This window comes from Nocardia sp. SYP-A9097 (assembly GCF_009649815.1).
Lineage (GTDB): Bacteria > Actinomycetota > Actinomycetes > Mycobacteriales > Mycobacteriaceae > Nocardia.
In genome coordinates, this window is record NZ_WJIC01000004.1 from 200,330 (window position 1) to 225,268 (window position 24,939).

17 protein-coding genes are annotated in these 24,939 nt (G+C 66.8%); 11 read left to right on the forward strand and 6 right to left on the reverse strand.

The window, feature by feature from the left end:
* Positions 1-10 precede the first annotated feature (10 nt).
* Both GFY24_RS11005 and GFY24_RS11010 read left to right on the forward strand, forming a co-directional pair.
* A complete protein-coding gene (locus GFY24_RS11005) occupies positions 11-352 on the forward strand; it encodes a YciI family protein (protein ID WP_153804908.1) in 342 nt (113 codons plus the stop codon).
* Positions 339-1,580: a sigma-70 family RNA polymerase sigma factor gene (locus GFY24_RS11010; RefSeq protein ID WP_309230716.1), complete on the forward strand. Its 1,242-nt coding sequence runs from the start codon at positions 339-341 to the stop codon at positions 1,578-1,580. The genes GFY24_RS11005 and GFY24_RS11010 overlap by 14 nt, the downstream gene beginning before the upstream one ends.
* On the opposite strand, the gene GFY24_RS11015 is transcribed toward GFY24_RS11010, so the two are convergent.
* The 5 genes from GFY24_RS11015 to GFY24_RS11035 form a co-directional block, all read right to left on the reverse strand.
* Positions 1,552-3,753 (reverse strand): MMPL family transporter, encoded by a 2,202-nt coding sequence (locus GFY24_RS11015; protein ID WP_153804910.1) that lies wholly within the window; start codon positions 3,751-3,753, stop codon positions 1,552-1,554. The genes GFY24_RS11010 and GFY24_RS11015 overlap by 29 nt on opposite strands.
* Before the next feature lie 25 nt (positions 3,754-3,778).
* A complete protein-coding gene (locus GFY24_RS11020) occupies positions 3,779-4,105 on the reverse strand; it encodes a hypothetical protein (protein ID WP_153804911.1) in 327 nt (108 codons plus the stop codon).
* A 14-nt stretch (positions 4,106-4,119) separates the two neighbouring features.
* The gene (locus GFY24_RS11025; RefSeq protein WP_153804912.1) at positions 4,120-5,157 is read right to left on the reverse strand and encodes a hypothetical protein; all 1,038 of its coding nucleotides are present in this window, start codon (positions 5,155-5,157) and stop codon (positions 4,120-4,122) included.
* Positions 5,158-5,168: 11 nt separating this feature from the next.
* Positions 5,169-7,421 carry an Rv1355c family protein gene (locus GFY24_RS11030; protein WP_153804913.1) on the reverse strand — a complete coding sequence of 751 codons (2,253 nt, stop codon included), beginning with the start codon at positions 7,419-7,421 and terminating at the stop codon, positions 5,169-5,171.
* A gap of 282 nt (positions 7,422-7,703) precedes the next feature.
* Positions 7,704-8,339 carry a TetR family transcriptional regulator gene (locus GFY24_RS11035; protein ID WP_309230717.1) on the reverse strand — a complete coding sequence of 212 codons (636 nt, stop codon included), beginning with the start codon at positions 8,337-8,339 and terminating at the stop codon, positions 7,704-7,706.
* Between the two features lie 96 nt (positions 8,340-8,435).
* On the opposite strand from GFY24_RS11035, the gene GFY24_RS11040 reads away from it, so the two are divergent.
* The 8 genes from GFY24_RS11040 to GFY24_RS11075 all read left to right on the forward strand — a co-directional run bounded on the left by GFY24_RS11040 (position 8,436) and on the right by GFY24_RS11075 (position 22,685).
* Positions 8,436-9,218, forward strand: a complete 783-nt coding sequence (locus GFY24_RS11040; RefSeq protein ID WP_153804914.1) for an SDR family NAD(P)-dependent oxidoreductase — start codon at positions 8,436-8,438, stop codon at positions 9,216-9,218.
* Positions 9,219-9,459: 241 nt separating this feature from the next.
* Positions 9,460-10,197 (forward strand): response regulator transcription factor, encoded by a 738-nt coding sequence (locus GFY24_RS11045; RefSeq protein ID WP_153804915.1) that lies wholly within the window; start codon positions 9,460-9,462, stop codon positions 10,195-10,197.
* 23 nt (positions 10,198-10,220) lie between these two features.
* Positions 10,221-11,444: a sensor histidine kinase gene (locus tag GFY24_RS11050; RefSeq protein ID WP_228566189.1), complete on the forward strand. Its 1,224-nt coding sequence runs from the start codon at positions 10,221-10,223 to the stop codon at positions 11,442-11,444.
* Positions 11,441-12,064: a response regulator transcription factor gene (locus GFY24_RS11055; RefSeq protein WP_153804916.1), complete on the forward strand. Its 624-nt coding sequence runs from the start codon at positions 11,441-11,443 to the stop codon at positions 12,062-12,064. The genes GFY24_RS11050 and GFY24_RS11055 overlap by 4 nt, the downstream gene beginning before the upstream one ends.
* An 83-nt stretch (positions 12,065-12,147) precedes the next feature.
* Positions 12,148-17,931 carry an SDR family NAD(P)-dependent oxidoreductase gene (locus GFY24_RS11060; RefSeq protein ID WP_153804917.1) on the forward strand — a complete coding sequence of 1,928 codons (5,784 nt, stop codon included), beginning with the start codon at positions 12,148-12,150 and terminating at the stop codon, positions 17,929-17,931.
* A 43-nt stretch (positions 17,932-17,974) separates the two neighbouring features.
* Positions 17,975-18,232 (forward strand): hypothetical protein, encoded by a 258-nt coding sequence (locus tag GFY24_RS11065; RefSeq protein ID WP_153804918.1) that lies wholly within the window; start codon positions 17,975-17,977, stop codon positions 18,230-18,232.
* A 3-nt stretch (positions 18,233-18,235) separates the two neighbouring features.
* Complete coding sequence (locus GFY24_RS11070) at positions 18,236-20,692, forward strand: MMPL family transporter (protein WP_153804919.1); 2,457 nt, start codon at positions 18,236-18,238, stop codon at positions 20,690-20,692.
* Positions 20,693-20,840: 148 nt separating this feature from the next.
* A complete protein-coding gene (locus tag GFY24_RS11075; protein ID WP_194852821.1) occupies positions 20,841-22,685 on the forward strand; it encodes a BTAD domain-containing putative transcriptional regulator in 1,845 nt (614 codons plus the stop codon).
* Between the two features lie 447 nt (positions 22,686-23,132).
* Here GFY24_RS11075 and GFY24_RS11080 read toward each other — a convergent pair whose 3' ends face one another.
* Complete coding sequence (locus GFY24_RS11080) at positions 23,133-24,473, reverse strand: DUF2252 domain-containing protein (protein WP_153804921.1); 1,341 nt, start codon at positions 24,471-24,473, stop codon at positions 23,133-23,135.
* Positions 24,474-24,546: 73 nt separating this feature from the next.
* On the opposite strand from GFY24_RS11080, the gene GFY24_RS11085 reads away from it, so the two are divergent.
* Complete coding sequence (locus tag GFY24_RS11085; RefSeq protein ID WP_153804922.1) at positions 24,547-24,903, forward strand: Imm51 family immunity protein; 357 nt, start codon at positions 24,547-24,549, stop codon at positions 24,901-24,903.
* Positions 24,904-24,939: the final 36 nt, after the last annotated feature.

Genomic DNA, 24,939 nt, shown 5'->3' on the forward strand with positions numbered 1-24,939 from the left:
GGACGAGGCTATGGCGCAGTATCTGGCACTCATCTATCAGGACGAACAAGCACTCGGTGATACCTATGCGGGTGAGAGTTTGGCCTCCGACCACGAGCGGTTCATCGCGGCCAATAAGGCCGCGCTGGTGGACGGGGTCGCACTCGAACCCAGTCATACCGCGACCGGTATCCGGCCGAACAACGGCGGCGGGTTCTTCGTCAGCGATGGCCCGTTCATCGAGACCAAGGAGCAGCTGGTCGGCTTCTATATGATCGAGGCCGCCGATCTGGACGCGGCAATGGCTGTCGCACAACAGATTCCGATGGAACACGGCGGCATCGAGATTCGGCCGGTGCGTGTTCTCTCCTGAACAGGCCATAGCCGACGCGCATCGCCGCGAGTGGGCCCTGGTGCTCGCCGCGACGGTGCGCGTCACCCGCGATCTCGATCAAGCCGAGGAGTGTGTGCAGGACGCGTATGCCAATGCCCTGACCGACTGGGCCGCGAATGGTGTTCCCGCCAAGCCGGGTGCGTGGCTGACCACGGTCGCCCGGAACCGTGCGCTGAATCTGCTGCGGTCCCAGTCGGTACTGAAAAGGGCACTGCCACTGTTGGTTTCGGACGATATCGATGACGACATCGCCGATATCGCCGTCGAGCGGGTCGATGGAGTGATCCGCGACGATCTGCTGCGGCTCATCTGCACCTGCTGCCACCCGGCTCTCGCGATCGAGGCGCAGGTAGCCCTGACCCTTCGATTGCTGTGCGGCCTGAGCACCACCGAGGTCGCACACGCGTTCCTGGTCTCCGAATCGACCATGGCGGCCCGAATCACCAGGGCCAAGAAGAAGATTGCCGCCGCCCGCATCCCCTACCGCGTGCCCGGCCCCGCCGAGCTACCGGAACGGATCGAGGCGGTGCTCAATGTCGTGCACCTGCTGTTCACCACCGGACACACCGCCCCCTACAGCACCGAACTGGCCCGCCGCGATCTCACCGAACGCGCCCTCGATCTCGCCCGAATGCTGCACGGACTCTTTCCCGATCACCCCGATGTGACCGGTTTGCTGGCCTTGATCCTGCTGACCGATGCCCGCCGCGAAGCCCGTACCGACGAGAACGGGCAGCTGGTCCGAATCTCCGAACAAGACCGAAGCCGTTGGAACAGTACGCAAATCGGTGACAGCATAGCCCTGGTCCAGGCCGCATTGCGCAAGGGTCCGGGCCGGTACGCCCTGGAGGCCGCCATAGCCGCGGTGCACAGCGAGGCACCGAGCTATGACCGCACCGACTGGCGCGAGATCGTCGGCCTGTACACGGTCCTGATCCAGCTGTGGCCCTCCCCGGTGGTGGCACTCAATCGTGCGGTAGCGCTTGGCTTCGCAGACGGTGCCGCCACCGGTTTGGCCGCGCTCGACGAACTGGCCGGCGAGCCCCAATTGGCGGGTTACAGCTATCTCGCGGCCTCGCGCGCCCACTTCCTCGCCGAACTCGGTCGCACCGACCAGGCCCGAACGGCGTACCAGGAGGCAATCCTGCTCACCGGCAACGCCATTGAGCGCGACTTCCTCACAGCGAAGCTTCGGGAACTGGATTGAGTTCGTCGTCCTGGCGCACCTCCGCCGCCGGGAGTGGTGGCAGCATCAGCAGGCGCTCAATGGATTTCGGTAGATACCAGTTCCAGCGGCCCATGAGCGATATGGTCGCCGGAAGCAGCAGTGACCGGATTACGGTGGCGTCCAACAGGATTCCCAATCCGAGGCCGACCGCCAGCACCTTCTGGTCGGTGCCCGGACCGGTGGACAGAGCCGCGAACGACAGGAACAGAATCAGCGCGGCACTGGTGACCAGTCGTCCGACCCGGCTCATGCCCGCGATGACGGCTTGATCGGTGGACCCCGAGACCCGGTACTCCTCCTGGACGCGAGCCAGGATGAATACCTCGTAATCCATCGACAGCCCGAACAGGAAGGCGAAGACCAGCGGCGGAATCCACACCGCGACCGCATGGGTGGCGGAAATCCCGTAGATGAGTTCGGAGCCGACCCCGTCCTGCCAGAAGAACACCATCGCCCCGATCGCCGCCGCCAGTGAAAGCAGGTTCATCACAACGGCTTTGAGCGGTAGCAGCAGCGAGCGGAAGGCCCGCACCAGCAGCAGATAGGTCAGTAGCGACAGCACCAGCAGGACCAGTGGGAAGTTGTCGTACACCGCGTGCTGGAAGTCGGTCTGCGCGGTACCGACGCCGGTGACGCCGATGACGCCGTCCAAATGTTCGGTCTTGTCGCGCACCCGGTCGACCACGGCCACGGTCCGCTGATTGACGGTCTGGTCCTGCGGAATCGCCAGCACCATGGTCACGGTCGGACCGTCACCCGAGAGCGGCCGATGCAGATGGCTGTCGGTATCCGCCGCGACCACCACATGCTTGACGCCGTCGATCCCCGACAGTTCGGCGGCCACCGCACGGGCTTTGTCACTGCGAGTGAGGATCTCGATCGGGGACAGCGTGCCGGCCGGTACCCCCTGGTCCTTCAACGCGGTGTACGTGTCGTAGGCGGGCCCGCGCTGTGCGAGCGAATCCGCCGCGGAGAAGCCGATATTCGCGGTCGTGAACGGCACTGTCAACAGCCCGAGCACGGCCAGCGCGACCCCCGCGGCAATCCACCGGCGGCGCACCACGAAGGCGGTCCAACGGGTCCAGGCGGTCCCCTCTGCCGTCCGGCGCCCGCCGCGAGGATCCAGTCGCGGTCCGGCCACGCTCAGAATCGCGGGTGTGAGTGTGAGCGTGGCGAGCACGGTCACCAGCGGAATGAGCGCCCCCGCAATACCGATACTGCGCATGAACGGCACCGGCAGCACCACCAGCGACAGCAGTCCGATCGCCACCGTGACACCGCTGTGCACCACCGCGGTTCCGGCGGTCCGCAATGCGGTGACGATCGCGGCGTCATTGTCGAGTCCGCGCCCGCGCTCCTCCCGCCAGCGGGTGACCACCAGTAGCGAATAGTCGATGCCGAGCCCGAGCCCGACCAGTGAGATGAGGTATTGGACGATGAACGAGTAGTCGCTGATGTACGTCAACGGCAGCAGCAGCAACAGCGCCCCGGGGATACTGACCGAGGCCACGATCAACGGCAGCACCGCCAGTCGCGATCCGAAGACGAAGGCCAGCACCAGAAGTGCGCCGCCGCCCGCGATGAGCAACTCCAGGATCACCCCCAGTCCGATACCGCTGCCCTGACTGGCGGCGAGCGCATCGGTGCCGGTCATACCGAGGGTCGCGCCGACCGGCAGCAGCGGTGTAATCGCCGCGCCCACCATATCGGCGGGCGAGGTCGGTGTGGGGGTGCGGGTGATCGGATAGAACACGTACGCCATGGCGGTGCGTCCGTCGGCGGTGGCGAAGGTCGTCCGGTCCGTGCCGTCGACGGTGTTGTAGGCGTCGAACACCTGCACCGGCTGGTCGTACATGCGCACCGTGGCCAGCACCTCGAACGCCGGTTTCAGTTGTGCCGCATGGTCTTCCACGCGCTGCCCGGGTGGCAGGGTGACGGCGACAATGAGCGGTGAACTGTTCTGTCCCGCCGTGCCGAAGGTCGAGATCACCGCGTGTGAGGCGGTGTCGCCGGGCTGCCCCGGCAGGGAGAAGTCGACGGTCAAACGGCCGGTGGTGAAGGTCGCCAGCGCGCCGCCGGCGATCAATACCAGCAACCAGACGGCGATGATCCGCCGTCGATGTTTCACCGCCGACTCGGCGATTTTCCGCACGGTGACCCTTTCGCGGTGTGGGAGTTCAGGACCGGACCGCGGCGGGCGTGCGCCGCCCGGTGACGGTGCCGGTACCGGGGACGATGCGCGCCTTCACGGTGCCGGAGAGCTCATCGCCCTCGACCGTGGTGTTGAAGATCAGATTGAGCCGCATGGGATTCCGGATCGACTGATGCCAGATCAGCGAATTGCCCGAGACCTGAACCTTCGAAAGTGGCGCCAGCTCACCGGATTTCGGATGCTTGGCATTGCCACTGACCGAACCGTCAGGGGCGGTGGCGAATTCGACGATCGCGAGCTGCTTACCGAGCTGCGATTCGATGGACAGGGTCCAGGTACCGTCGAGTGTCATCCTCGAATGTCCTTTCAGCGGAGGGAGAGTGGGCTGGGCACGGTGAGACTGGTGTGCAGCGCCTCGACGCGCTCGTTGAAGCCGAGCCGCAGCGGAGTGCGGCCGTCCAGGCGCAGGGTGAGCATGACGCAGTCGTAACGCGCCCCGTCCCCGCGATGCCAGCCCGGCAGGTAGGCGCAGGCGGTGAAGGCGCGGCCCGCCACGTCCGGTGCGCACAGTTCGGCGATCACCGCCTGCTTATCGGCGACCACATACACGGTGAGGTGCTCGACGCGCGCCGGGGCTTGGTCCACCACCTCCCAGAGCAGACGCCGCACATCGGCCGGGGTGTGCGCGTCGAGCTCGCCGACGACCGCCGCGCGACTGGGTTCGAAGAGTGAATAGGCGACCCGGCCGTGTGCGGATTCGTGCAGATAGTCGGTGGTGCGGCGGGCCGTGAGCTGTGCCGGATACGGCCCCGTCGCGGTGCGCCCGATCATGGCGCGCAGTTCGGTGTCGACCAGACTGCCCACGCGCACAGGAGGATTCGGCGGCAGGATGCGGACCGGCGGATGTTTCGGGTTGAAGGTGACGCCGATCAGATGCTCCTCCCGGGCGTCGCCGACCCGGTGCATACCGCCGTCGGTGCCGGTCCAGTGGATCGGGTATTCGATCCGCTCGAACAGGTACCGGGCGCGGTCGCTGCGGGCGAAGCCGTAGAGCAACTCGTTCTCCGGGCGTGCGACGGCATCGGCGACCGTGGCATCGAACAGCATGGCGAAACTGCCGTGTCCGGCATACTCCGGCCGCACCGCCGCCCGCCCGATCTCACAGCTGCCATTGGACGAATCAGGAACGGCCACACTGGATCCCACGACGATATCGTCGGCCACCGCCAGGAACCAGGAGTAGTCGCGCTCGGTGAGGATCGTGCCGATCAGCGCCGGATCGGTGCACTCGGTAATGGGGTAGTGGCCGCCGTATACCCGGTCGTACAGTTCGGCGATGCCTGCGGCGTCGGCGGGGGTGGCGCGGCGGCATACCACTGGGGTTGATTCCGATGGTGTCGACATGATTCCGCCCCCTATTCGCTTGTCGCCGTGCGGATATCGAGGTGCAGTGCCAGTGGCCGGCGCGGCGTGCGCACCAGATCCGCTGTGGCCGCCCCGGCGACCGCGCGGAAGACAATGGCCAGTGGCGCGTCGGTATCGGTGACCAGTACCTTGCGGAATTCCGCCATCTGCATATCGATCTCGGCCCGCTCCAGCGCGCTGAACACCTCACCCTCGGGCAGGTCCAGCATTTCGGCCTCGAACATGAGCGAGGTGGTGGGATGTACGCCGACCCCGAGTGCGGTGGCCGCCAACCACATTCGCTGTACCGCGCGACCGGCCTCGACGAAATCGCGGCGGCTGTGACCGGCCGCGGTGACCGCGCCCACGGCGGAGGCGCCGGCCGCCCAGGTGCGGGTGTACTCCAGCAGTCCCATACCCTCCCCGCGCTCGTGCAGGAATTTGGCGACCGCGGGGCGGCTCAGAATGCGCAGGGCGATGCGCTCCGGCAGCAGAATGCCCAGATTCTCCAGTGGCACACCGTCTTTGCGGTCGGGTTCATCGGAGCGGAAGTAGAACTCGTCGAAGGTCTCGGTGTGCAGTCCCGCGACTATGGTGCGCAATCGGTTACCGATCGCGGTGCCCTCCCCGTAGACATACTTGACCAGGTCGTCGCCGCTGAGCCACAGCCGCGCCGAGTACGGCTCGACGGCCAGGTGCAGTGCGCTCATCTCGGCATCGGTGAGCGGGCGGCCTGCCTCCCGGGTGCGTTCGCTGTAGCGGCTGCTCAGTGCCGCGCCGAGCGCGATCTCCGCTGCGGTGGCCGCGGGTCCGTTCTCGCCCACCGTGATCCGGGTGTAGACCAGCGAGTCGTCACCTTCGGGGTCGTACTCGACCTCGGCCGTGAGCCCGCGGGCCCGGGCGGCGACCACAATGCTCTCGGTGACCGTGCCCAGCACCACCCGGCGCACGGTCTCGCGGCCCTCGAACAGCTGATGGGTACGCGAGCGCTCGGGCAGGTGTACGACATCGATGACGCGGCTGCGCACCACGAACTGCCACTGCTGGGTATTGCCGCCGGACGGCGAGAGCATGGCCAATTCGAGGATCTCGCGGAGATCGCCGGGCAACTGCTCGACCGCGGCTTCCGGCTCGGAAACCGTTGCGGGCGTGCGCTTCTCGTACGGCGTCTGGGCTGTGCCGAACGGCAACTCCACGTGCCGGCGGCTCGACGGCACGTCGTGCCCGAGCAGAATCGCGCGGGCCACCGTGGCCACCACCGCGCCGCCGTGATTGACCTCCGAGGCCAGCTGCGGCCAAGTGGTGAGTGTCGAATCCATTTCGACCACCGAGACCGACGTGCGATCGGAGAGACCGTCGACCCCGACAATCGTGGCCATGGCCGCCAATTGCCCGTCGCGGTCCATGGTTTCGAGCTCCTCGGTGGAGAGATCACCGACCAGGCCGTGCAGTAGCGGGCGCTCGGGCTCCAGGTCGAAGCGCTCGATATCGAGCATGCCGCGATCGCTGGCTTCCATGAGCACCGGAATGCCGCGTTGACGGGCGTGCTCGCGCGAGAGGATCTTGATCCACGGCATATCACACTCCTCGACCAGCAGATCGACCTTGCAGCCGGCGTCGAAGAAGTCGTCGATATTCAGGTCGTCGATACCGTCGTTGAAGACCTCGACCTCCAGATACGGGTCCATTTCGGCGATTTGGCGAGCGGCCAGCGCGGCCTTGTTGACGCCGAGGTCGGCGATGCCGGCGCGCAGGCGATTCAGATTGGACAGATCCATCTCGTCGAAGTCGGCGAGTTTGAGCCCGCCCGCGCTGCGTTCGGCGGCAATGGTCAGCGCCACCGCATTGCCCACCGACAGACCGAGAATGCCCACGGTCTTGCCCGCCAGCGTGAGCTGCTCGGCGGTGGTGATCTTATTGCGGTTGGCGGCGGTGCGGACCTCTACGAATTCGGGTTCGTCGAGAATGTGCACCAGCTTGCCCGACCACGGATAGAACACCCACGCGCCGATCTCGGTCCGGGGACGGCCCGCGACCAGCGCCTCGAAGACATCGTCACGGTCACCGAGGCGCCCGCGTTCGGGCGTGCGAATCTTGGCCAGATTCTCCAGCTGCAGGGTGAGCATGTCGTGCCGCGCGGTGATCACGCCGGAGTGCTCGAGCGCCTCCAGCGCTGTCACATCGGCGGGGCGGGAGAGGCGGAAGATGGTTGGCGGAACGTAGTTCTCGACGTAATCCGTCAAAAGGGAATCGGTAAAATTCATTGAATACCTCGAACGTTTTCCACTCGATGCATGAGTATCACCGCACGGTGGTCGCAGCGCGTGCGGGCAGGGATCCGCTCGGCACTACCTTGTGCGACAGAGCGTCGAATCATGTTCATACACAAAGATGTTCGGGGATCTGGCCAACCCACCCCGTCGTGGCTCCCGAGCCTTGTGCGCCACTAGACGGTCTCACACAATCCGGGCCGCGGCAGTGTGCTGGCGCACACTCCATATCGAATTCCGGTGTGGCGCTGCACATATTGTGCTAGCAGGGGGCCTTTACAGCAGGGTCTGCCCGGCCAGGCGGGTCAGGCAGCTGTCGACCGCATCCGCGGCGGACCCGGGAACCGCGCCCTCGGCCCAGAGCTCGACGGCAAGGCGCACGGCGGTATTCGCCATGGCTGCCGCGATCGCGACATCGAGATCGTCGGGGGACCTGCCGGTGCGGGCGGCGATAATCGGAATGAGCTGGGCTTCGCAGTCCTGTTGCACGCGCAGCCAGGTCGCGCGCAGCGCCGGGAGTTCGGTGGCGGCGCGCAACAGCGGGCGCAGCAGGGATTCGGCGATACCCTCCTCGGCGAGGGCGGTCGCGGTGGCCGTGCGATAGGAGCGTCCGATGGCCTCGCGCAGCGGAATTGCGGGCGGGCAGGCGGCGAGTTCATCCGCCCACGCCTGGGCTCCGATGGCCAGTAGGGGCGCTACGACATCCTCTTTACCGGGGAAGTAGCGGTAGAAGGTGCGCAGTCCCATGCCCGCGGCGGCGGCAATATCGTCGACTGTTGTTGCAGTGTAACCATTTTCGGCGAAGAGATGTGCGGCAACCATGGCTACTTCGCGCCGGGTCGCCGCGCGCCGGGTCTCGCTGAGCGCGGGACGACCCGGGGTCGGGGTGGCACGATTTCGCTCGCTGGTCACAGCCGCACTCTACCGACTCAGGAAACATTTAATGGCGTGTCGTGCCATTAATGGCATATCGTGTCAGAAACGGTCCCACTGATCAGGAGAACATCCATGAACCGTCTCGAAAAGCGCCGCATCTTGGTAACCGGCGCCGGATCCGGCATCGGCCAGGCCACCGTGCTGCGCCTCCTGTCCGAAGGCGCGGTCGTCGTCGGCGCGGATGTGAATGCCGAGGGTCTGCAGCTGACCCGCAAGCACGCCACCGAGGCGGGCACCGACACCCGGCTGACCACGCTGGAAATGAATATCGGCCAGGAGGCCGATGTGATCGCGGGTGTGAAGAGCGCCATCGAATCCCTCGGTGGACTGGACGCGCTGGTCAACGCGGCGGGCATCCTGCGCGCGGCGCACACCCACGAGACCTCGCTGGATCTGTGGAATCAGATCATCAATGTCAACCTCACCGGCACCTTCCTGGTGATCCGCGAGGCGCTGCCCGCACTGCTGGCCAACTCCAGCAGCACCATCGTGAACTTCAGCTCCACCTCCGCCAACTTCGCGCACCCGTACATGGCGGCGTACTCGGCGAGCAAGGGCGGAGTCCAATCCCTGACCCACGTCCTCGCCCTGGAGTACGGCAAGCAGGGCCTGCGCGCGGTCAGCGTCGTCCCCGGCGGTATCAAGTCCGGTATCACCGCCGCCACCCCCGGCTACCTCCCGCAGGACTCCGACTGGTCCCTCTTCAGCCGCCTGATCGCCATTGTCCCGCAGGACAATCCGGAGGAATTGGCCGGACCGGAGAATGTCGCCGGCGTCATCGCCATGCTCGTCTCCGATGACGGCCGGTTCATCAGCGGCACCGAGATCCGCATCGACGGAGCCGCCCACACCTAGAAGTCCCTACCCGACAGCGGATCCCGCGCGCTGCCCGGCCGGTGGTGGCCCAATGCGCAGCGCGCGCCGCTGCCGGTCGGGCACGCTGTGCGCCGCCGACCCCGGCCCGCGATATCCGCCCGCACGGTGGATTTCGGAATAGTTTGCGACACAACATAATTCAGTTTTCCTCGAGTTGTGATCTGTTACGGTTCCAGGCGCGGCACCTGGTACGGGACGCCGTCAAAGCCTGGAGGGGCCCATGACGGATCCTGGATCTTTGCACGACCTATCGGAAGCGTTGCGGGTTATCGGGGATATCGCGACTCGATCCCGGCCGCCGATAGCGATGGATGACAAGCAAACGATCACGCTGGCCGTCATCGACGGTCATCGGCTCATCCGGGACGCGGTCGTAGAACTATTGCGCACCGATCCCGAAATAGCAGTCGTCGCCGACGGTGCAACAGGTGCGGAGGCGATTTCCATTGCCCGCGAACAACAGCCGCAGGTGATGCTGCTGGAGAGCGATCTGCCCGACGGTGTCGAGGAGACCCTCCTCTCGATTCGAGAGCTCAGCCCGATCACCGCGATCGTCATTCTCACCATGGACGACGACCCGTTCCTGGTAGGCAGACTGCTCGAGATCGGCGCCGTGGGTTATGTCTTGAAGGGCGCGGATTCGAGCCACTTGTTCGCGGCGATCCACAGTGCGGCTGTGGGTGGTGCGGTCTTCCTGTCGGTGTCTCGCACGACCATCGAAGCGGTGACCGGTAGTCTCGCCGGGTACTCCGCGCAGGTGCTCTCACCGCGCGAGCGGGAAGTCCTCCGGCTGCTCGCTTCGGCGCTGAGCAATTCCGAAATCGCCACGGAGCTCTATATCAGCCGTTCCACAGTGAAGCGGCATCTGACGAATATCTGCGGCAAGCTCGGGGCCGAAGGGCGAATCGATGCGCTGATGAAGGCGCGTGCGGCCGGGGTGATCGAGGCTGCGGGTTGATGTTCGCGGGTATCATCGGCCCGATGGACCCGCCGCAGGCGATTGATCCGGTGACCCCGTCGGTGCTGCGCTCGAACCTCTGGTATCGCTTGTGGGCAGCGTTCGTGATCGTCGGCTGTAGCGCGACCGGTGGGGCGATTTTCCTTCTTTCCCATCAATTCCCGGCGAACCGATTCGGCGCCACCGCTGCGCTGGCGGGCATCGTGGTGTGGACCCTGGTCTCGGTTCGCGCTCATCTCGGTGGGCCCAATGAGGTATACCGCTGGCGTCGATTGAGCTGGCGCACAGTCACCTTCGTGCTCGTCGCAATGGTGCTCTTCGCGGTCGCGCTGTCGTTCGCCGCCGCCGCGGTCGCCGCGTTGCCGGTGCTGTACTCCCTCGCCTACCTGGCTTTGCCGCTGCGGTCCGGCCTGGTGGCGGGCACCGCGATCAGCCTGCTTCCCACTCTGATGGCTCTGCTCACCGAAGGGGTGCACGGCACGGATGTGCCACTGGCCGTGGTCATCTCGGTGATCGGATTGGCGTTCAGCCCGATCATCGGCGCCGCGATCAGGGTGGCCGTCGAGTATGGCGAGCAGCAGACGGCGCTGCTTGCCGAGCTCGAGGAGAGTCGAGCCGAATCCGCCCGGCTCTCGCGGGTGGCGGGACAGGCATCCGAACGAGCCAGACTGGCACAGGAGATTCACGACACCCTCGCACAGGGATTCACCAGCATTGTGGCGCTCGTGCAGGCGATTGACCTGGAGGTCGATACCGATCCGGCCGCGGCCCGCCGGCATCTGGGGCTCATCGAGGAAACCGCGCGGGAAAACCTCGCCGAGGCGCGAACGATGGTCGTGGAATTGACTCCCGCCGCGCTCACCTCGAATTCTCTCTCCGATGCGCTGTCCCGGTTGGCGGAGCGGCTGAGAGCGCAGACCGAAATCAGCGTGACCGTCCACGCCGACCCGATGCTGCCGGTGCTGGGTACGGCGGCGGAGGTGGCCTTGTTGCGGGTGGCCCAGGAGGCGCTGGCGAATGTGCGCAAGCACGCCGCGGCATCGCAGGTGGATGTGATGCTCGCAGCGACACCGTCCGGTGTCCGGTTATCGTTGGCGGACAACGGAATCGGATTCACCATCGCGGCGATGCCCACCGGATTCGGGCTACGCGGCATGCGTGATCGGGTCGAGCTGATCGGCGGCACCCTGTCGGTGACGAGCCGTCCCGGTCACGGGACAACCGTGCAGGTGGTGATTCCACGATGATCACCGTAATGCTGGTCGACGACCACCCCGTGGTCCGCGAAGGTCTGCGCAGCATTCTCGAGGCACAGGTGGATCTGTCGGTCATCGGGGCGGCCGCTTCCGGCTTGGAGGCGGTGACCATGGCCGCCGCGCTGAAACCCGATGTGGTGCTGATGGATTTGCGGCTGCCCGGCATCGACGGCGTCACGGCGATCGAACGCATTCTCGCTGCCCGGCCGGAGTCGCGAATTCTGGTGGTCACCACGTATGAGACCGATACCGATATTCTGCGCGCGGTGGAGGCCGGCGCGGCCGGTTACCTGCTGAAAGATGCCTCGCACCCCGAGCTGGCGGCGGCGGTCCGGGCGGCATTCCGAGGTGAGACCGTTTTGGCGCCCGCGGTCGCGCAGCGTCTGATGCACCAGCTCCGCCGGCCCGCGCGGCCGAATCTCTCGGCTCGTGAGGTCGAGGTGCTGGGATTGGTGGCGCGCGGGCTGACGAACGCCGATATCGGGCGCGAACTGCATATCAGCGAGGCGACCGTCAAAACTCATCTGCTGCGGGTGTTCAACAAGCTCGATGTCTCGGATCGGACGGCTGCGGTGACCTCGGCCATGGCGCGCGGTCTGCTCGACGGCTGAGGAGCGTGTCCATCGTTCGGTGGACAGCGCAGTCGGTCACCCGGTCGTCGTGCCGATACGGCGTTCTCCCGGACCATGGGTACATGACCGCAACGACTCACCGAAACGCTTACAGCCGAGGGTATTTCGTCCCTCGGCCAGGCCCGGTGATCGCGGCTGTCGACGGGTCGCCTCTCTCGGATTCGGCGGCTTCGGAGGCGGCGGATATCGCGGCCGCCGCCGCCGTGTCTCTCGTGCTGGTCTGCGCGTATGGCAGCCTGCCCGATAGCGAAGTGCGCACCGCGGACAGTGTCCTGGGTCGCGACGCGTATCTCGTGCACGGCAGCACACCCGCGGACGAGTTGCTCCGGGTCGCGGCCGAGAATGCCATCGCGCGTGGCGTCGGCCGGGTGATCCGGCGTGGGGTGGCCGCACCAATTGCCCAAGCGCTGACCGAGATTGCCGCCGATGTGGTCTACGTGGAGGCGCACGGCACCGGTACGCCGGTCGGCGATCCACTCGAAATGTCCGCCCTGGGAAAGGTTTACGGCGCCGTCGCGGGCAGGCGGGAACCCCTTTCCGTCGGATCGGTCAAGGCTTCGATCGGGCATCTGGAGGCGGCCGCGGGTATCGCGGGCGTCATCAAGGCCGCCCTCACCGTGCATCATCGGACGATTGCACCGCAGGGTTGGCTGGAGCGGCCGAACCCGGAGATTCCCTTCGCCGAGTTGAATATCACCATTCCGACCGAGCCACGCCCACTGGACGCGACCGGCAATGTCGTTGTCGCGGTGAACAGTTTCGGGTACGGCGGGACCAATGCCCACGCGATCCTGCAGTCACCGCCACCGCCCGCGGCCGCGCGCACCGGATGCAGCCCTGCGATATTGCCGCTGTCGGCGCGCAGTCCGGAGGCGGTGCGCGCCCTCGCGGGGCGGTTCGCGGCGGCGCTCGACGGTGTCACCGATATCGATTCGATCGTGGCCGCGGCATGGACGCGGCGTGCACATCACTCGCACCGCGCCGCATTCGAATTCGAGGATCCCGCCGAATTGCGGGCCAAACTCCAGGAATTCGCTTCGGGCGAGGGCACCCGCCCGGTCCGGGCGCTGGTCGGCGCGGCCGCACGGCCGGTCTTCGTGATGAGCGGTATGGGCCCGCAGTGGTGGGCCATGGGGCGTGAACTGTTAACGGCCGAAGGCGAATTCGCGCGGGTCGCGCGGGAGGTCGACGCGGAGTTCAGCGCGATCGCCGGATGGTCGATCCTCACGGAAATGCTTCGCCCGGAGGAGGATTCGCGAGCCACCGAGACCGAAGTCGCGCAGCCGGCGAACTTCCTGTTGCAGGTCGCACTGGTCGCGGAGCTGGCGGCGCTGGGCGTGCGGCCCACCGCCCTGATCGGGCACAGTGTCGGTGAGGTGAGCGCCGCCTACCTCTCCGGAATGCTGAGCCTGCACGACGCGCTGCTGGTCAGCTATCACCGGTCGCGATTGCAGGGGACGACGCAGGGGGCGATGATCGCGGTCGGACTGTCCGAACAGGACGCGATCGCAGCGGTGCCCGAGGGCGACCAGCTGTGGGTCGCGGCCGTGAACAGCGTCACCGGGGTGACGCTGGCCGGAGCGCGGGATGCGGTCGATCGGATGCACGAAAAGCTTTCGGAACAAGGAGTATTCGCCCGGATACTGAATGTCGCGGTGGCGTATCACAGCGCTCTGATGGATCCGATTCTGGATGAGCTCCGGATCGCGCTCGCGCAGCTCGCGCCGCGGTCACCGCAGCTTCCGCTGTACTCGACGGTGCACGGCAAGCAGGTCTCAGGTGCCGAGTGGGACGCCGAATACTGGTGCCGCAATGTGCGTGAGCCGGTGCGCTTCGCCGACACCATCGCCAATGTGGTCGCCGCCGGCCATCGGGTGTTCGTGGAGGTGGGCCCGAATCCCGTACTGAGCGGCAATATTCGGGAGATCCTGGTGCGCGCCGAGCAGGCGGGCACATCCATCGGCACGCTCAGCCGCAAAGAGGGCGACGTCGTGAGCCTGCGGCGCACCATCGCCGGGCTCTATGCCGCCGGCGCGCTCGACACCACCGCGATGCCGGGCGGCTCGCCGGTGACGGCGCACGTCGCCCTGCCCGCCTACCCGTGGCAGAAGACCAGGGTCTGGACCGAACCGGAGAGTGTCGTGCGCGAGCGCATGGCGCTGGACACCCGCTATCCGATGCTCGGGCAGCGCACCGAATCAGCGAAGGCGGAATGGACTGCGGCACTGGCGGTCTCCACGCTGCCCTGGCTGCCGGACCATGTGGTGGAGAACCTTGTCGTGCTGCCCGGAGCGGCCTATCTCGATGCCGCGCTGAGTGCCGCGGCCATCCGCGCCGGACGTGCGGACCTGGCGCTGGAAGACGTTCGATTCGTCACGCCGCTCGTGATAGATCCGCACGATGTACCGCTGCTGCGGCTCACCGTCGAGGAGACGACCAAACGGTTCACCATCGCCTCACGGCCCGCCACGGGCTCGAATTGGACGGTCAACGCGACCGGGCGACTGGTGGAGGGGCCGATCCGGGCGGCGCGGATCGAACTGCCCGAGGCGTCGGACAGCGTGACCATCCGGGGCGAGGATATGTATCCCGCGCTCGCCGCGCACGGATTGCACTACGGGCCCAGCTTCCGTGGCATGGTCGAGGCCGAGGTAACCGCGGATACCGTGGTCGCGTCGATCGATACGACAATCGCGAAAGACGCCACACACCTGGTGCATCCGGCCGTGATCGACGTCGCCCTGCAGTGCGTCGCGGCGCTCGCGCAGGGATCCGCCACTCTCGCGGAGGGGGCGATAGTGCCCGCGGGAGTGCTGGCGGTGCGGCGGTTCCGGCCGATTCCCGATGCGGCGACCGTGCTGGTTCGTCGTACCGGTAGTAGTCCGCTACAGGCAGACGTCGATATTGTCGACGCCGACGGTGCGCAGATCCTCGCCATGCGAGGTGTGGAGTTCCGGCCGGTATCGCCACCCCAGTCGGCGCTGCAGCGGCTGGGCCAGGTGTTCTACGAGCCCGCCTGGGAACTGTACGAGGACACTTCGCCCGGTACGCCGGACACCGAGCGGCCCGAGCGGTTCGGCCTGGTTCTCGCGCTGGGGGAGACCGCTTCGCCGCGCGCCGAATCGATTGCCGAAAGTTATTCCAGCGCAACGATTCACCGAATCGCCGATCCGGGGAATAGCGGTCCGGAGAACGACCTCACCGCGGCCTTGCGCGCGGGCATCGCCGCCAACGGCTCGCGGGCAGTCGATGTGATCATCACCGCCGGAACGGGATTCGGCCCCGCGGACAATGTGGCCGTCGTGGTCGGTATCGCCGCCGCCATCGCCGAGGTGCTGAACGACGGCCACGACGACGCTTCGGCCGCCGATGCGATCCAGCCGGCCGATATCAACGCCACCATCGTCACCGAGTACGCGTTCTGCCTCCCCGGCAGCGATGCCACGGCGAATATCGCGCACGCGGCGCTCGTCGGAGCGCGGCGATCGCTACTGAATGAGCAGTGGACCGCGGGCTGGCGGTTGATCGACACCGAACCCGGAACCACCGTAGCCGAACTCGTCGCCGAAATAGCGGATGGCGGCGCCCGGGCGGACGAGATCTGCCTGCGTATGGGTTCGCGCTGGGGGCTTCGGGTCCGCAAGAACCTCGCGGACCACCTCGAGCCGTGGCAGCGGGTGGGCGTCGTGACGAATCCGGAGCTCTCGTTCCGACTGGAAATGCCGAGCACTCGCCTCCTGCAGGATCTGGCCTGGCGGGAGAACGATCGGGTCGATCCGGCGGCGCGCCAGATCGAGGTGCGGATGCGGGCCGTCGGACTCAACCCCAAGGATGCGTTCAAGGTGCTCGGCGTGCTGAGCGAAAAGGATATGCAGGACACCTTCTTCGGCCGCGAACTCGGCCTGGAAGGTGCGGGCACCGTGGTGCGAATCGGTGCGGACGTGACGGACCTGGCCGTCGGAGACTCGGTGATCGTATCCGCGCCCGATATGGTGCGCCGCTACCTCATCATCGACCGCGGCTGCGCCACAGCGGTTTCCGATTCCTGGGCGCCCGGTGCGTGCAGTTCCATCGTGCCGTTCCTGACCGCGGAGCTCGCACTCGTCGACGCCGCGCGGCTCACCGCCCGCGATACGGTGCTGATTCACGGCGGCGCCGGTGGTGTCGGTCTCGCCGCGATTCAGGTCGCCCGGCATGCCGGGGCGACGGTGATCGCCACCGCGGGGAGTCCGGAGCGGCGGGCGCATGTGCTGGCCGCCGGCGCCGATCACGCGATCGACTCCCGGTCCACGAATTTCGTCGACGACGTCATGCGGATCACCGATGGTCGCGGCGCCGATGTCGTGCTGAACAGTGCTCCAGGCGAGATACTGCGTCAGAACCTCAGGGCCGCAGCGGAATTCGGTCGTATCATCGAGATCGGGAAGATCGATATCTACAGCGGCGGGGTGATCGAGCTGCGGCCGTTCGATCACAACCTGACATTCACCGCGCTGGATCTGGATCGCATGATGAAGTTCCGGCCGGAGGCCATCCGGGCCAAGACCACCGGCCTGATCGCGAAGTTCGAGTCCGGCGTCTACCGCCACCTGGCCTATCAGATGTACTCGATGAACGAGGTGGTGGCGGCCTTCGAGGCCATTGTGCGGCCCAAGGGAATCGGCCGCATTGTGCTCGATCTGGACGAACCGGCTCCGCTGGCGCGGCCGCTCGCCCGCCGGGCCGAGATACATTCGGACGCAACGTATCTGATTTCCGGTGGGTTCGGATCTTTCGGTCTGGCCACCGCCCGATGGCTGGTGCGCGCGGGCGCGCGGCACCTGATTCTGGCAGGCCGCAATGGTGCGGCCGACGCGGCGGCGGTACAGCAGTTACAGGAATTCGCGGCAGCCGGGATCGAAATGGTCGAGGCACGACTCGACATATCGGACTACGCCGCGGTTTCGGCCGTCGTGGAGCACACCAAGACCACGGGGCATCCCCTGCGCGGGGTCTTCCACGCCGCCGGGGTCGTGGACAATTCGCCGATCGACCGGATTACCGCGGAGACCGTCGCGAGTGTTCTCGCGCCGAAGATCGACGGGGCGATCAATCTCGATCGCGCGGTGCGAACGGCCGGAATCGAACTCGACCATTTTGTCCTCTGGTCCTCGATCAGCGCGCTGCTCGGAGGATTCCCACAGGTCACCTATGCCGCGGCGAATGCGGCGCTGCAGTCGCTGGCGCACACTCGACACGCGCGTGGCGAGGCGGCGCTCTGTGTCGACTGGGGTTCGATGGCCGGTGGCGGTATGGCCGAGGCGAACGAGGAGACCATCAGATACCTGGCCATGGTCGGGCTGCGCCCCATCGATATGGACACTGCCACAGCGTATCTCGCCGAATGCCTGCGGCTGCCGATCGCGCATGCCGCCGTGCTCGACATGGACTGGGCGAAAGCGGCCGCGACCACCTACGCGGTCCGGCACAGCGCGCGGTTCGCCGACTTCGCCACCGGCTCGAGCGCCGATCAGGATGAGGCCGCCGCATTGCGGGCCGAACTGCTGGCCTTGCCACCCGATCAGCGCTCCGCGGCGGTGACGGCGAAGCTCGCCGAAGTCATGGCGGTGGTCCTCGGTGTCGGAGCGGACGCGGTGGATGTGCAGACCCCGCTGCTGGAGCTCGGCATGGATTCTCTGATGGCCGTCGAGTTCGCGGCCCGCACCAGCAAGATGGTCGGAATCGAACTCTCCCCGATGGAAATGGCTCGTGGCCTCGGACTCGGCCTGTCCGGCATCGGGGCCAAATTGGCGGCACAGCTCGACAATACGGAGGAAGCGAAGGCGGCATGGACGTCGAATCGCTGAAGTCGCGCGGAGCATCGAAAACGGGAAAACCCTGTGGAAACTGGTGACGGACAACGGGTTCGACACCGGGGTCGCCCAGGGCACACCCATCGTGCCGGTACTACTCGGCGGCGGCGGACGCGCGCCACTGGCCTCGGCCAAGTTGATCGAAGAGGGCGTCAACGTCAGCGCGATCATGGCGCCCGCGGTTCCGGACGGCGAGGAGCGGCTGCGGTTCTTCGCCACCAGCGAGCACACCACCGACCAATTGGCGGCCGGCGTCGAGGCGCTGGCCCGGGTGGTTCACGCGATAGGCGGATGAAGTATGACGCTATGGGCCCGCATGACCACCGCACGACCGTGGCTGACACTCGCGACCGAGCTACTGGTCGTGGTGTGTGCCGGCTGCTGGGGCCTGGGGGTGCTGGACCGATTGAATCTCGCGGGCCAGATCGACCCCGGTAGTCAATCCGCGCGGGCGGACGAGCTGATCCGGGCGAATATCGGCCGCCAGACACCGGATGTGGTGGTGATCTACTCCGCACCGCCCGGCAGCACGCTCGAGGATATTCGGGCCCGGGTCGTCGAGCGATTCGACCGAGTGCCCGCGGCGGCGCTCGCCAAGCCGATCGAATCCTATTGGACGACAAAGGATCCGATCCGAAAGTCGGCGATGATCTCGACCGGCGGGTCCAAGGCGCTCGCGGTGCTCACCCTCGAAGGCGATGATGCCGAGCAGTTGCGGGCCTATCAGCGACTCGTGCCGGAGTTGACGGTGCCGGGAATCCCGACGCAGTTCACCGGTTTCAGCGCGCTCACCGACGACTACAACACCGAGTCGGTACACGATGTCGCGCTGGCCGAGACGGTGGCGTTCCCGGTGACGCTGATCCTGCTGCTGTTCATTCTGGGTGGGCTGGTCGCGGCGAGTTTTCCGGTGATCGTCGGCGGGCTGACCATCTTCGGTTCGCTGGGCGCGCTGCGGCTGATCTCGACGGTCACCGACGTCAGCGCGTTCGCACTCAATGTCGCGATGGTGCTCGGTCTGGGGCTGGCGATCGACTACGGCCTGCTCACCGTCGGCCGGTTCCGTGAGGAACTCGGCCGCGGGCGCACCCCGGTCGACGCGGCACAGCACACCATCCGGACCGCGGGACGCTCGATCGCCTTCTCGGCACTGCTGATGACCTGCGCGTTCTCCGGCGCCATAGCCGCGCCCATATCCATGCTGCGATCGCTCGGCTTCGGCGCCATGGCCGCGGTGGATATCGCGGCACTACTGTCGCTCACCGCGGTCCCGGCCGTGCTGGCCCTGCTCGGTGAGCGAGTCAACGCATTGCCCTGGCGGCGCGGCGCCGTACAGCGCAGTGAGGAACGGGGCGCACGGTTCTGGGATCGGATGGCGGGCCGCGTCCTGCGGCGTCCCGTGCTGATCGCCGTGCTGGCGGGCGGCATCCTGCTGCTGTTGAGCACTCCGCTACTCGGTATCCGGCCCGCCGGTATCGATATCAACGGCCTCCCCGAGCACAGTGCGGTCCGTATCGCGCAGTCCACACTCACCACCGAATTCCCCAATGCGACAGACGGAGTGACGCTGATCGTCCGCGGATCGGGGGGAGTCGCACCGACACCACAGGCGGTAAGCCGGGTGATGGCCGCGGCGCAACAGTGTGCTGGCGTCCGATTGGTGCTGAGCCAGGCGGCGGGCGGCGATCTGGTGCTCTTGCACGTGGTGCTGTCGACTCCGGACTTCACCTCGGAGGTGGGGGACACGGTGGCGGCATTGCGGCAACTCCCGGCACCGCCCGACATCACCGTGCTGGTCGGCGGTCAGAACGCGATCAGCACGGACAGCGATGCGGCGGTGCTGCGCAGTTTCCCGATCATGCTCTCGGTGATGCTGGGCGCCACGCTACTGGTGATGTTCGCGGCATTCCGCTCGATCGTCTTGCCGTTCAAGGCTGTTGCCATGGCGATGATCAGCCTCGGCGCCACGATCGGGGTGTTGATCTGGGTCATCCAGGACGGTCATGGTGCGGGATACCTCGGCACGGTGGCCGCTCCGCTGCCGTTTCCGGCGCTGGTCGTGGTCATCGGCGCGGTATTCGGGCTCTCCACCGACTACGAGGTATTCCTCATGTCGCGGATGATGGAGGCGCATCTGCAAGGCGCCACCATCGAAGAGGCTGTGCGGGTTGGTGTTTCGCGGACCGGGCGGATTATCACCGCGGCCGCGCTGCTGCTCACCATCGTCACCGGCGCGGTCGCGTTCTCGGATGTGAGCCTGCTCCGGGTGACCGGCCTCGGTATGTCGCTGGCGATCATTGTCGACGCCACCGTCGTGCGGATGCTGCTGGTTCCCGCTCTGGTGAAGGTGATGGGCAGGGCGAACTGGTGGCTGCCGCGCATACCGTGGGCGCGGCGTGGCAGCCGCTTCGGCACCGAGATTGCAGACACCATCGGGACCTTTCCGGATATCTCCTACAGCACTCCCTTTCCGCCGGCGATCACCGGTAACTCGAACATTGCCGTGGTGCCCTGGCGAATGACCGGGACGCATCTGGGGTTGATCGAGCCGCCGGGATTCGCCGCGACCGGAAAGACCGTCGACCTGCTTGTCCTGGACATCTGGCAGTTCCGATCCGGCCTCATCTGCCGCTGCCGGTCGATCTGGGACCTCGCTGAAATGCTCCAGCAGTTGGGCATCATGCCCACCTGCGGCAGTGCCGCCGAGCGCGCCTTCGCGCAGGCGCAGAAATGGCGGTCGAAACTGGGATTCTGACCGGCCTGCCCGCGCGGTCTGTGCTGGCGATTTCGATTTCCTCGAGGTCCGTCCGGGAGGGTGTGGGACGCCTTCGGTGTGGCCCAATAGTATTGGGGCTGTTAGTTTTTGCAGGTCACCATTGGCTTGCGTGGTCATGGCGGAGGATATGATCGAATTCAGGTTGCTGGGCTCCGTGGAGTTGGTGGTGGACGGGCGGACGGTTGATTTGGGGCCGTCGAAACAGCGGGGGATCGTCGCCGCATTGCTGGCCGATCCGGACCAGTCCATCTCGACCGAGACGCTGGTGGCCCGGGTGTGGGACGCGCCGCCGGAGACCATCCGGAATTCGGTGTACACGTATATGACCAGGCTGCGCCGTATTCTGCGGACCGCCACCGCGAATACCGGTGAGTTGCCGGAGATTCGTCGATTGCATGGAAGCTATCGGATCGAGGCATCGCCGGGCAGTATCGATCTCTCCGTGTTCCGGGATCTGGTCGGGCGGGCGCGGGCCATGGCGCCCGATGATCCCGGCCGCGCCGAGACATTGAGCCGGGCACTGGCCCTGTGGCGCGGTGAGCCGCTTGCCGGGCTGGACAGCGACTGGGTGCGGCGTTTTCGGGACAGCCTGGGCCAACTCCGGCACGAGGCGATCGCCGAATGGGCGGATGCCGAACTGCGGCGCGGCAATCCGAAGCTGGTGGCGGCTGATCTGCGCGAGGCGCTGCTGGAGCATCCGCTGGCCGAGGACCTGCACGAGCGATTGCTGTGCGCCTACCGTCTGGACAATCGGGAGGCGGAGGCGCTCGCGCACTACGACCGGCTGCGCCGCACCCTCGCCACCGAACTCGGCGTCGACCCCGGCCCGCGACTGCGTGAGCTGCACGCCCAGCTGCTGAACGGCGCGGCCACAACCGAAATACCTGCGGCGGAACCGATTTCGGTGCGGCCGGCACCCGAGCCGGACCCGATGCCGGGTGCGCCGGACCGGGTGCCTGGCTTGCCGGACCGGGTGCGAGAGGCCGCGGGCGGCGTGGAGCCGGGTGGCTTCCGCGGTCGAGTGGCAGATATCGAGCGCATCCGGCGGGCGCTGACCGAGGAATCCGGTGCGGTGCTGATCACCGGAAGTCCGGGAATCGGCAAGTCCGCCTTGGCAATGCGAGTCGCGGAAGGGTTGTCCGACCGATTCCCGGACGGGGTGCTCCGGGTGGAACTCGGTGGTTCCGCGCCTGTGCCCGCCGAGTCGTACACGGTGCTCGGCCACCTGCTGGTGGCGCTCGGGGTACCCGCCGCCGCGCTGCCCCGCGACTGCGCCGGACGGGCGGCCCGCTACCGGGCCGAGCTCGCCGACCGGCGCGTGCTGGTGCTGCTCGACGATGCCGCCTCACCGGCCCAGCTGGCCCCGCTGCTCGCGGTCGGCCCCCGCAGTGCGGTCCTGATCAACGCTCGTATTGCCCTGGACAACAACGGGATTCGCACGACCGTACTGCGTGAGCTGACCATGTCCGAGAGTATGGAGGTGCTCTGCGCCCTCCTCGGCGAGGAGCGCGTCCGCGCCGAGGAGTGGGCGACCACCGCGCTCGTGCGCTGCTGCTCCGGTATCCCGCTCGCTCTGCACGCGGTGGGCTCCCGGCTGGCCGCCCGTCCGCACTGGACCATTACCCAGCAGCTCGGCCGCATGTCCGAGGAGCAGCGCAGATTACACGAATTCGCCTATGGCGCATCGGATATCCGCAATGGTCTGGCGATGATGGTCGCCCGTCTCAGCCCCGCCGCCGTCCGAGTCCTGCACCATCTCGGCACCACCCTGGCCCCCCGAGAGCCCTTCGGCACCGTCGCTCTCACCGGCCTGCCCGATCCCGCCGCCGCGCTGAACGAACTCCTAGCGGCCCACCTGATCACCCTCGCGGATCGCGACGTCCCCGGCCCGCGCTACGTCATGCTCGAAATCCACCGCCTCTACGCCAAACACCTAATGTCCGACGCCGCCCTCACGGCCCTCCCAGTCTGACCCCACCCCCGACTGGTCAAACGATCACCGGGAACTCACCGTGGCCACTCGCGGCGTGTCGCCCCGGTCAGTTCCCGGTGATCAATCGTCCAACCCCGCGCGGGTCTGTTTTGGTGTCTTTGTCTTTGGTCTTTGGGCTCGATAAGGCAACCATGGCCAGTCTTCCCGTCCAGAACGGGACGATCCGGGCATAGTCCGGTAGCTCGAGCCGGGTACGGCAGGCGACGCGCCCAGCGATACCTGCTTTGCCACGGAAATCGCAGGCACAAAATGCAACCGTCGCCGCATTGGGCGGCCCCGAACCGCGATCCGATCCCAGGGCATACCCGTGATGCCCGAACCTGTTCGCCGAGTGTGCACTCTGGGCGGTGTTTTGTCCTTTTCCCCGCCATACCTGCACACTCGGCAACCCCCCTGCCGGTCGGTAGGCAATCCGACCAGGCCCCATCAGGTGGCGGCGTCGATCCGCCCCAGGTCGATGGCCGTCAGCAAGGCGGCGTAATCGGTGGCGGTCTGGTCGGCGTAGGCGAGTGCGAAATCGGCTATGGCGCGGTCGAATACGTCGCTCTCGCCCAGGTAGGCGGCGATGGCGACGCGATCCCCGGAGCGGGCATGACCGCGCGCCAGGGTGCGCCCGCACAGGTTGGCGTACTGGCTCAACTGCTGCGGGCTCATATCGTCGATGGTGATGGTGCCCTTCATATCTCGCAGCTGCCGCCAGTAGTAGAAGTGCCCATCGGGACCGGTGGCCCAGCCCAGGAAAATGTCACCGGCCGCCTGGGTGAGCCGCTGACCATGTACCACTCGATGCCCCTGATGCCGGAATGCACTGGCGCGCAGGTGATTCGCGAGCACCGAGGTCTCGGCCTGCTTTACCTGCAGGAACAGCGGATCGCCGGTGGCGCGCCCCGTGAGCAGGGCGATGAAGCAGCGGGTGCCCACGCTGCCGACGCCGACCACCTTCATGGCCAGATCGCGCAGTTGATAGCGGTCCAGCAGCACCCGGCGCTCCTCGGGCAGGCTGGCTCGGTAGTCCGCGAGTACCGAATCCAGGTCCGCCTCTTCGATTTCCGAGATCGGCAGCACCAGCGGGGGATCGGGTTTGATGCGTGGGGTGCCGTCCGGTCCGGGTTCGGTGAGTTTGTCCAGGGCTTGCAGGCTGGTGCGGGACTTGGCCTTGTTGATCGCCTTCTCCACGGTTTTGCCTTCCTGGGGGCGCAGTACGGCGGCGACCTCTTGGGCGTTCACCATTTCGTACCAGACCTCGGTTTCGCCGAGAGTTGCCAACTGCGCCATGGCTTCCCGGTACGCGGTCGCCGACGCGCGGGCCGACGCGCCGGCCGCGATATCGTCGAAGCCATTGGCGCGGGCGGCGACCGCGACGCTGGCGGCGAGTCGCTTCACATCCCATTCGAACGGCCCGGGCAGGGTTTCGTCGAAGTCGTTGAGGTCGAAGACGAGTGCGCGTTCGGGTGAGGCGAACAGCCCGAAATTGGACAGATGCGCGTCACCGCAGAGCTGCACGGTGAGCCCGGTTTCGGGCCCGGCGGCGAGATCGGCCGCCATGATCGCGGGCGCGCCGCGATAGAACGGGAACTGCCCGGTGGCCATGCGCGCGTACCGGATTCGCACCAGCTCCGGTACCCGGGTGGTGGCCTGCTGCTCCAGAATACCGACCGGATCGGCCCGGTCGGGCCCCGGCTGCCACTGTCCGAGCGCCGTGCGCGTCACCAGTTTGCGCGCGGCCCGCCCCGCATCGACACTGTCCGCCTGCTCGGAAGTCGACATACACGGACTCTATTTCGCCCGCGGTGTCCCGCGGCGCACCGAATTGTCGGTGTCGCACGCTAGGTTCGCGGCTATGACCGATCGCGAGACCTTCGCCCCGCTGGTGTTCTTCGAGTACGACCACAAGCCGGGCAACTACTGCCTCATGCTCTCGGACAGTCACATGGTCGAGCTCGAGGAGGTCTTCGCCGCGGCCGGCTATGAGGGCGGTGGCTATGGCTGGACCGGTGTCGCCCGGTCGGCGCTGGCATTGCGCGCGCCCGAACTGGACGGGAAATTCGGCCTGGACCCGGAGGCCGGAACTTTTGTCGCATATGGGGAAGATGCGGAGGCCCTGCGGCGGTTGGGTCTATTGCTCCAGGAGGCTTTCCGGGAGCGGACGGTGCTCGCGGAGTTCATCGCGGGCGGCGACCCGGAGTGGTTCGACTGACAGGGCGTGGCGGTATGCGGTACAGGGCGGGTGAGC

Excerpts from the sequence above, each read along its gene's own strand:
- GFY24_RS11045 (WP_153804915.1), top strand. The coding sequence starts at position 9,460 with ATGACGGATCCTGGATCTTTGCACGACCTATCGGAAGCGTTGCGGGTT.
- GFY24_RS11085 (WP_153804922.1), top strand. The coding sequence starts at position 24,547 with ATGACCGATCGCGAGACCTTCGCCCCGCTGGTGTTCTTCGAGTACGAC.
- GFY24_RS11075 (WP_194852821.1), top strand. The coding sequence starts at position 20,841 with ATGATCGAATTCAGGTTGCTGGGCTCCGTGGAGTTGGTGGTGGACGGG.
- GFY24_RS11005 (WP_153804908.1), top strand. The coding sequence starts at position 11 with ATGGCGCAGTATCTGGCACTCATCTATCAGGACGAACAAGCACTCGGT.
- GFY24_RS11060 (WP_153804917.1), top strand. The coding sequence starts at position 12,148 with ATGACCGCAACGACTCACCGAAACGCTTACAGCCGAGGGTATTTCGTC.
- GFY24_RS11030 (WP_153804913.1), bottom strand. The coding sequence starts at position 7,421 with ATGAATTTTACCGATTCCCTTTTGACGGATTACGTCGAGAACTACGTT.
- GFY24_RS11050 (WP_228566189.1), top strand. The coding sequence starts at position 10,221 with ATGGACCCGCCGCAGGCGATTGATCCGGTGACCCCGTCGGTGCTGCGC.
- GFY24_RS11055 (WP_153804916.1), top strand. The coding sequence starts at position 11,441 with ATGATCACCGTAATGCTGGTCGACGACCACCCCGTGGTCCGCGAAGGT.
- GFY24_RS11020 (WP_153804911.1), bottom strand. The coding sequence starts at position 4,105 with ATGACACTCGACGGTACCTGGACCCTGTCCATCGAATCGCAGCTCGGT.
- GFY24_RS11025 (WP_153804912.1), bottom strand. The coding sequence starts at position 5,157 with ATGTCGACACCATCGGAATCAACCCCAGTGGTATGCCGCCGCGCCACC.
- GFY24_RS11080 (WP_153804921.1), bottom strand. The coding sequence starts at position 24,473 with ATGTCGACTTCCGAGCAGGCGGACAGTGTCGATGCGGGGCGGGCCGCG.
- GFY24_RS11040 (WP_153804914.1), top strand. The coding sequence starts at position 8,436 with ATGAACCGTCTCGAAAAGCGCCGCATCTTGGTAACCGGCGCCGGATCC.
- GFY24_RS11070 (WP_153804919.1), top strand. The coding sequence starts at position 18,236 with ATGACGCTATGGGCCCGCATGACCACCGCACGACCGTGGCTGACACTC.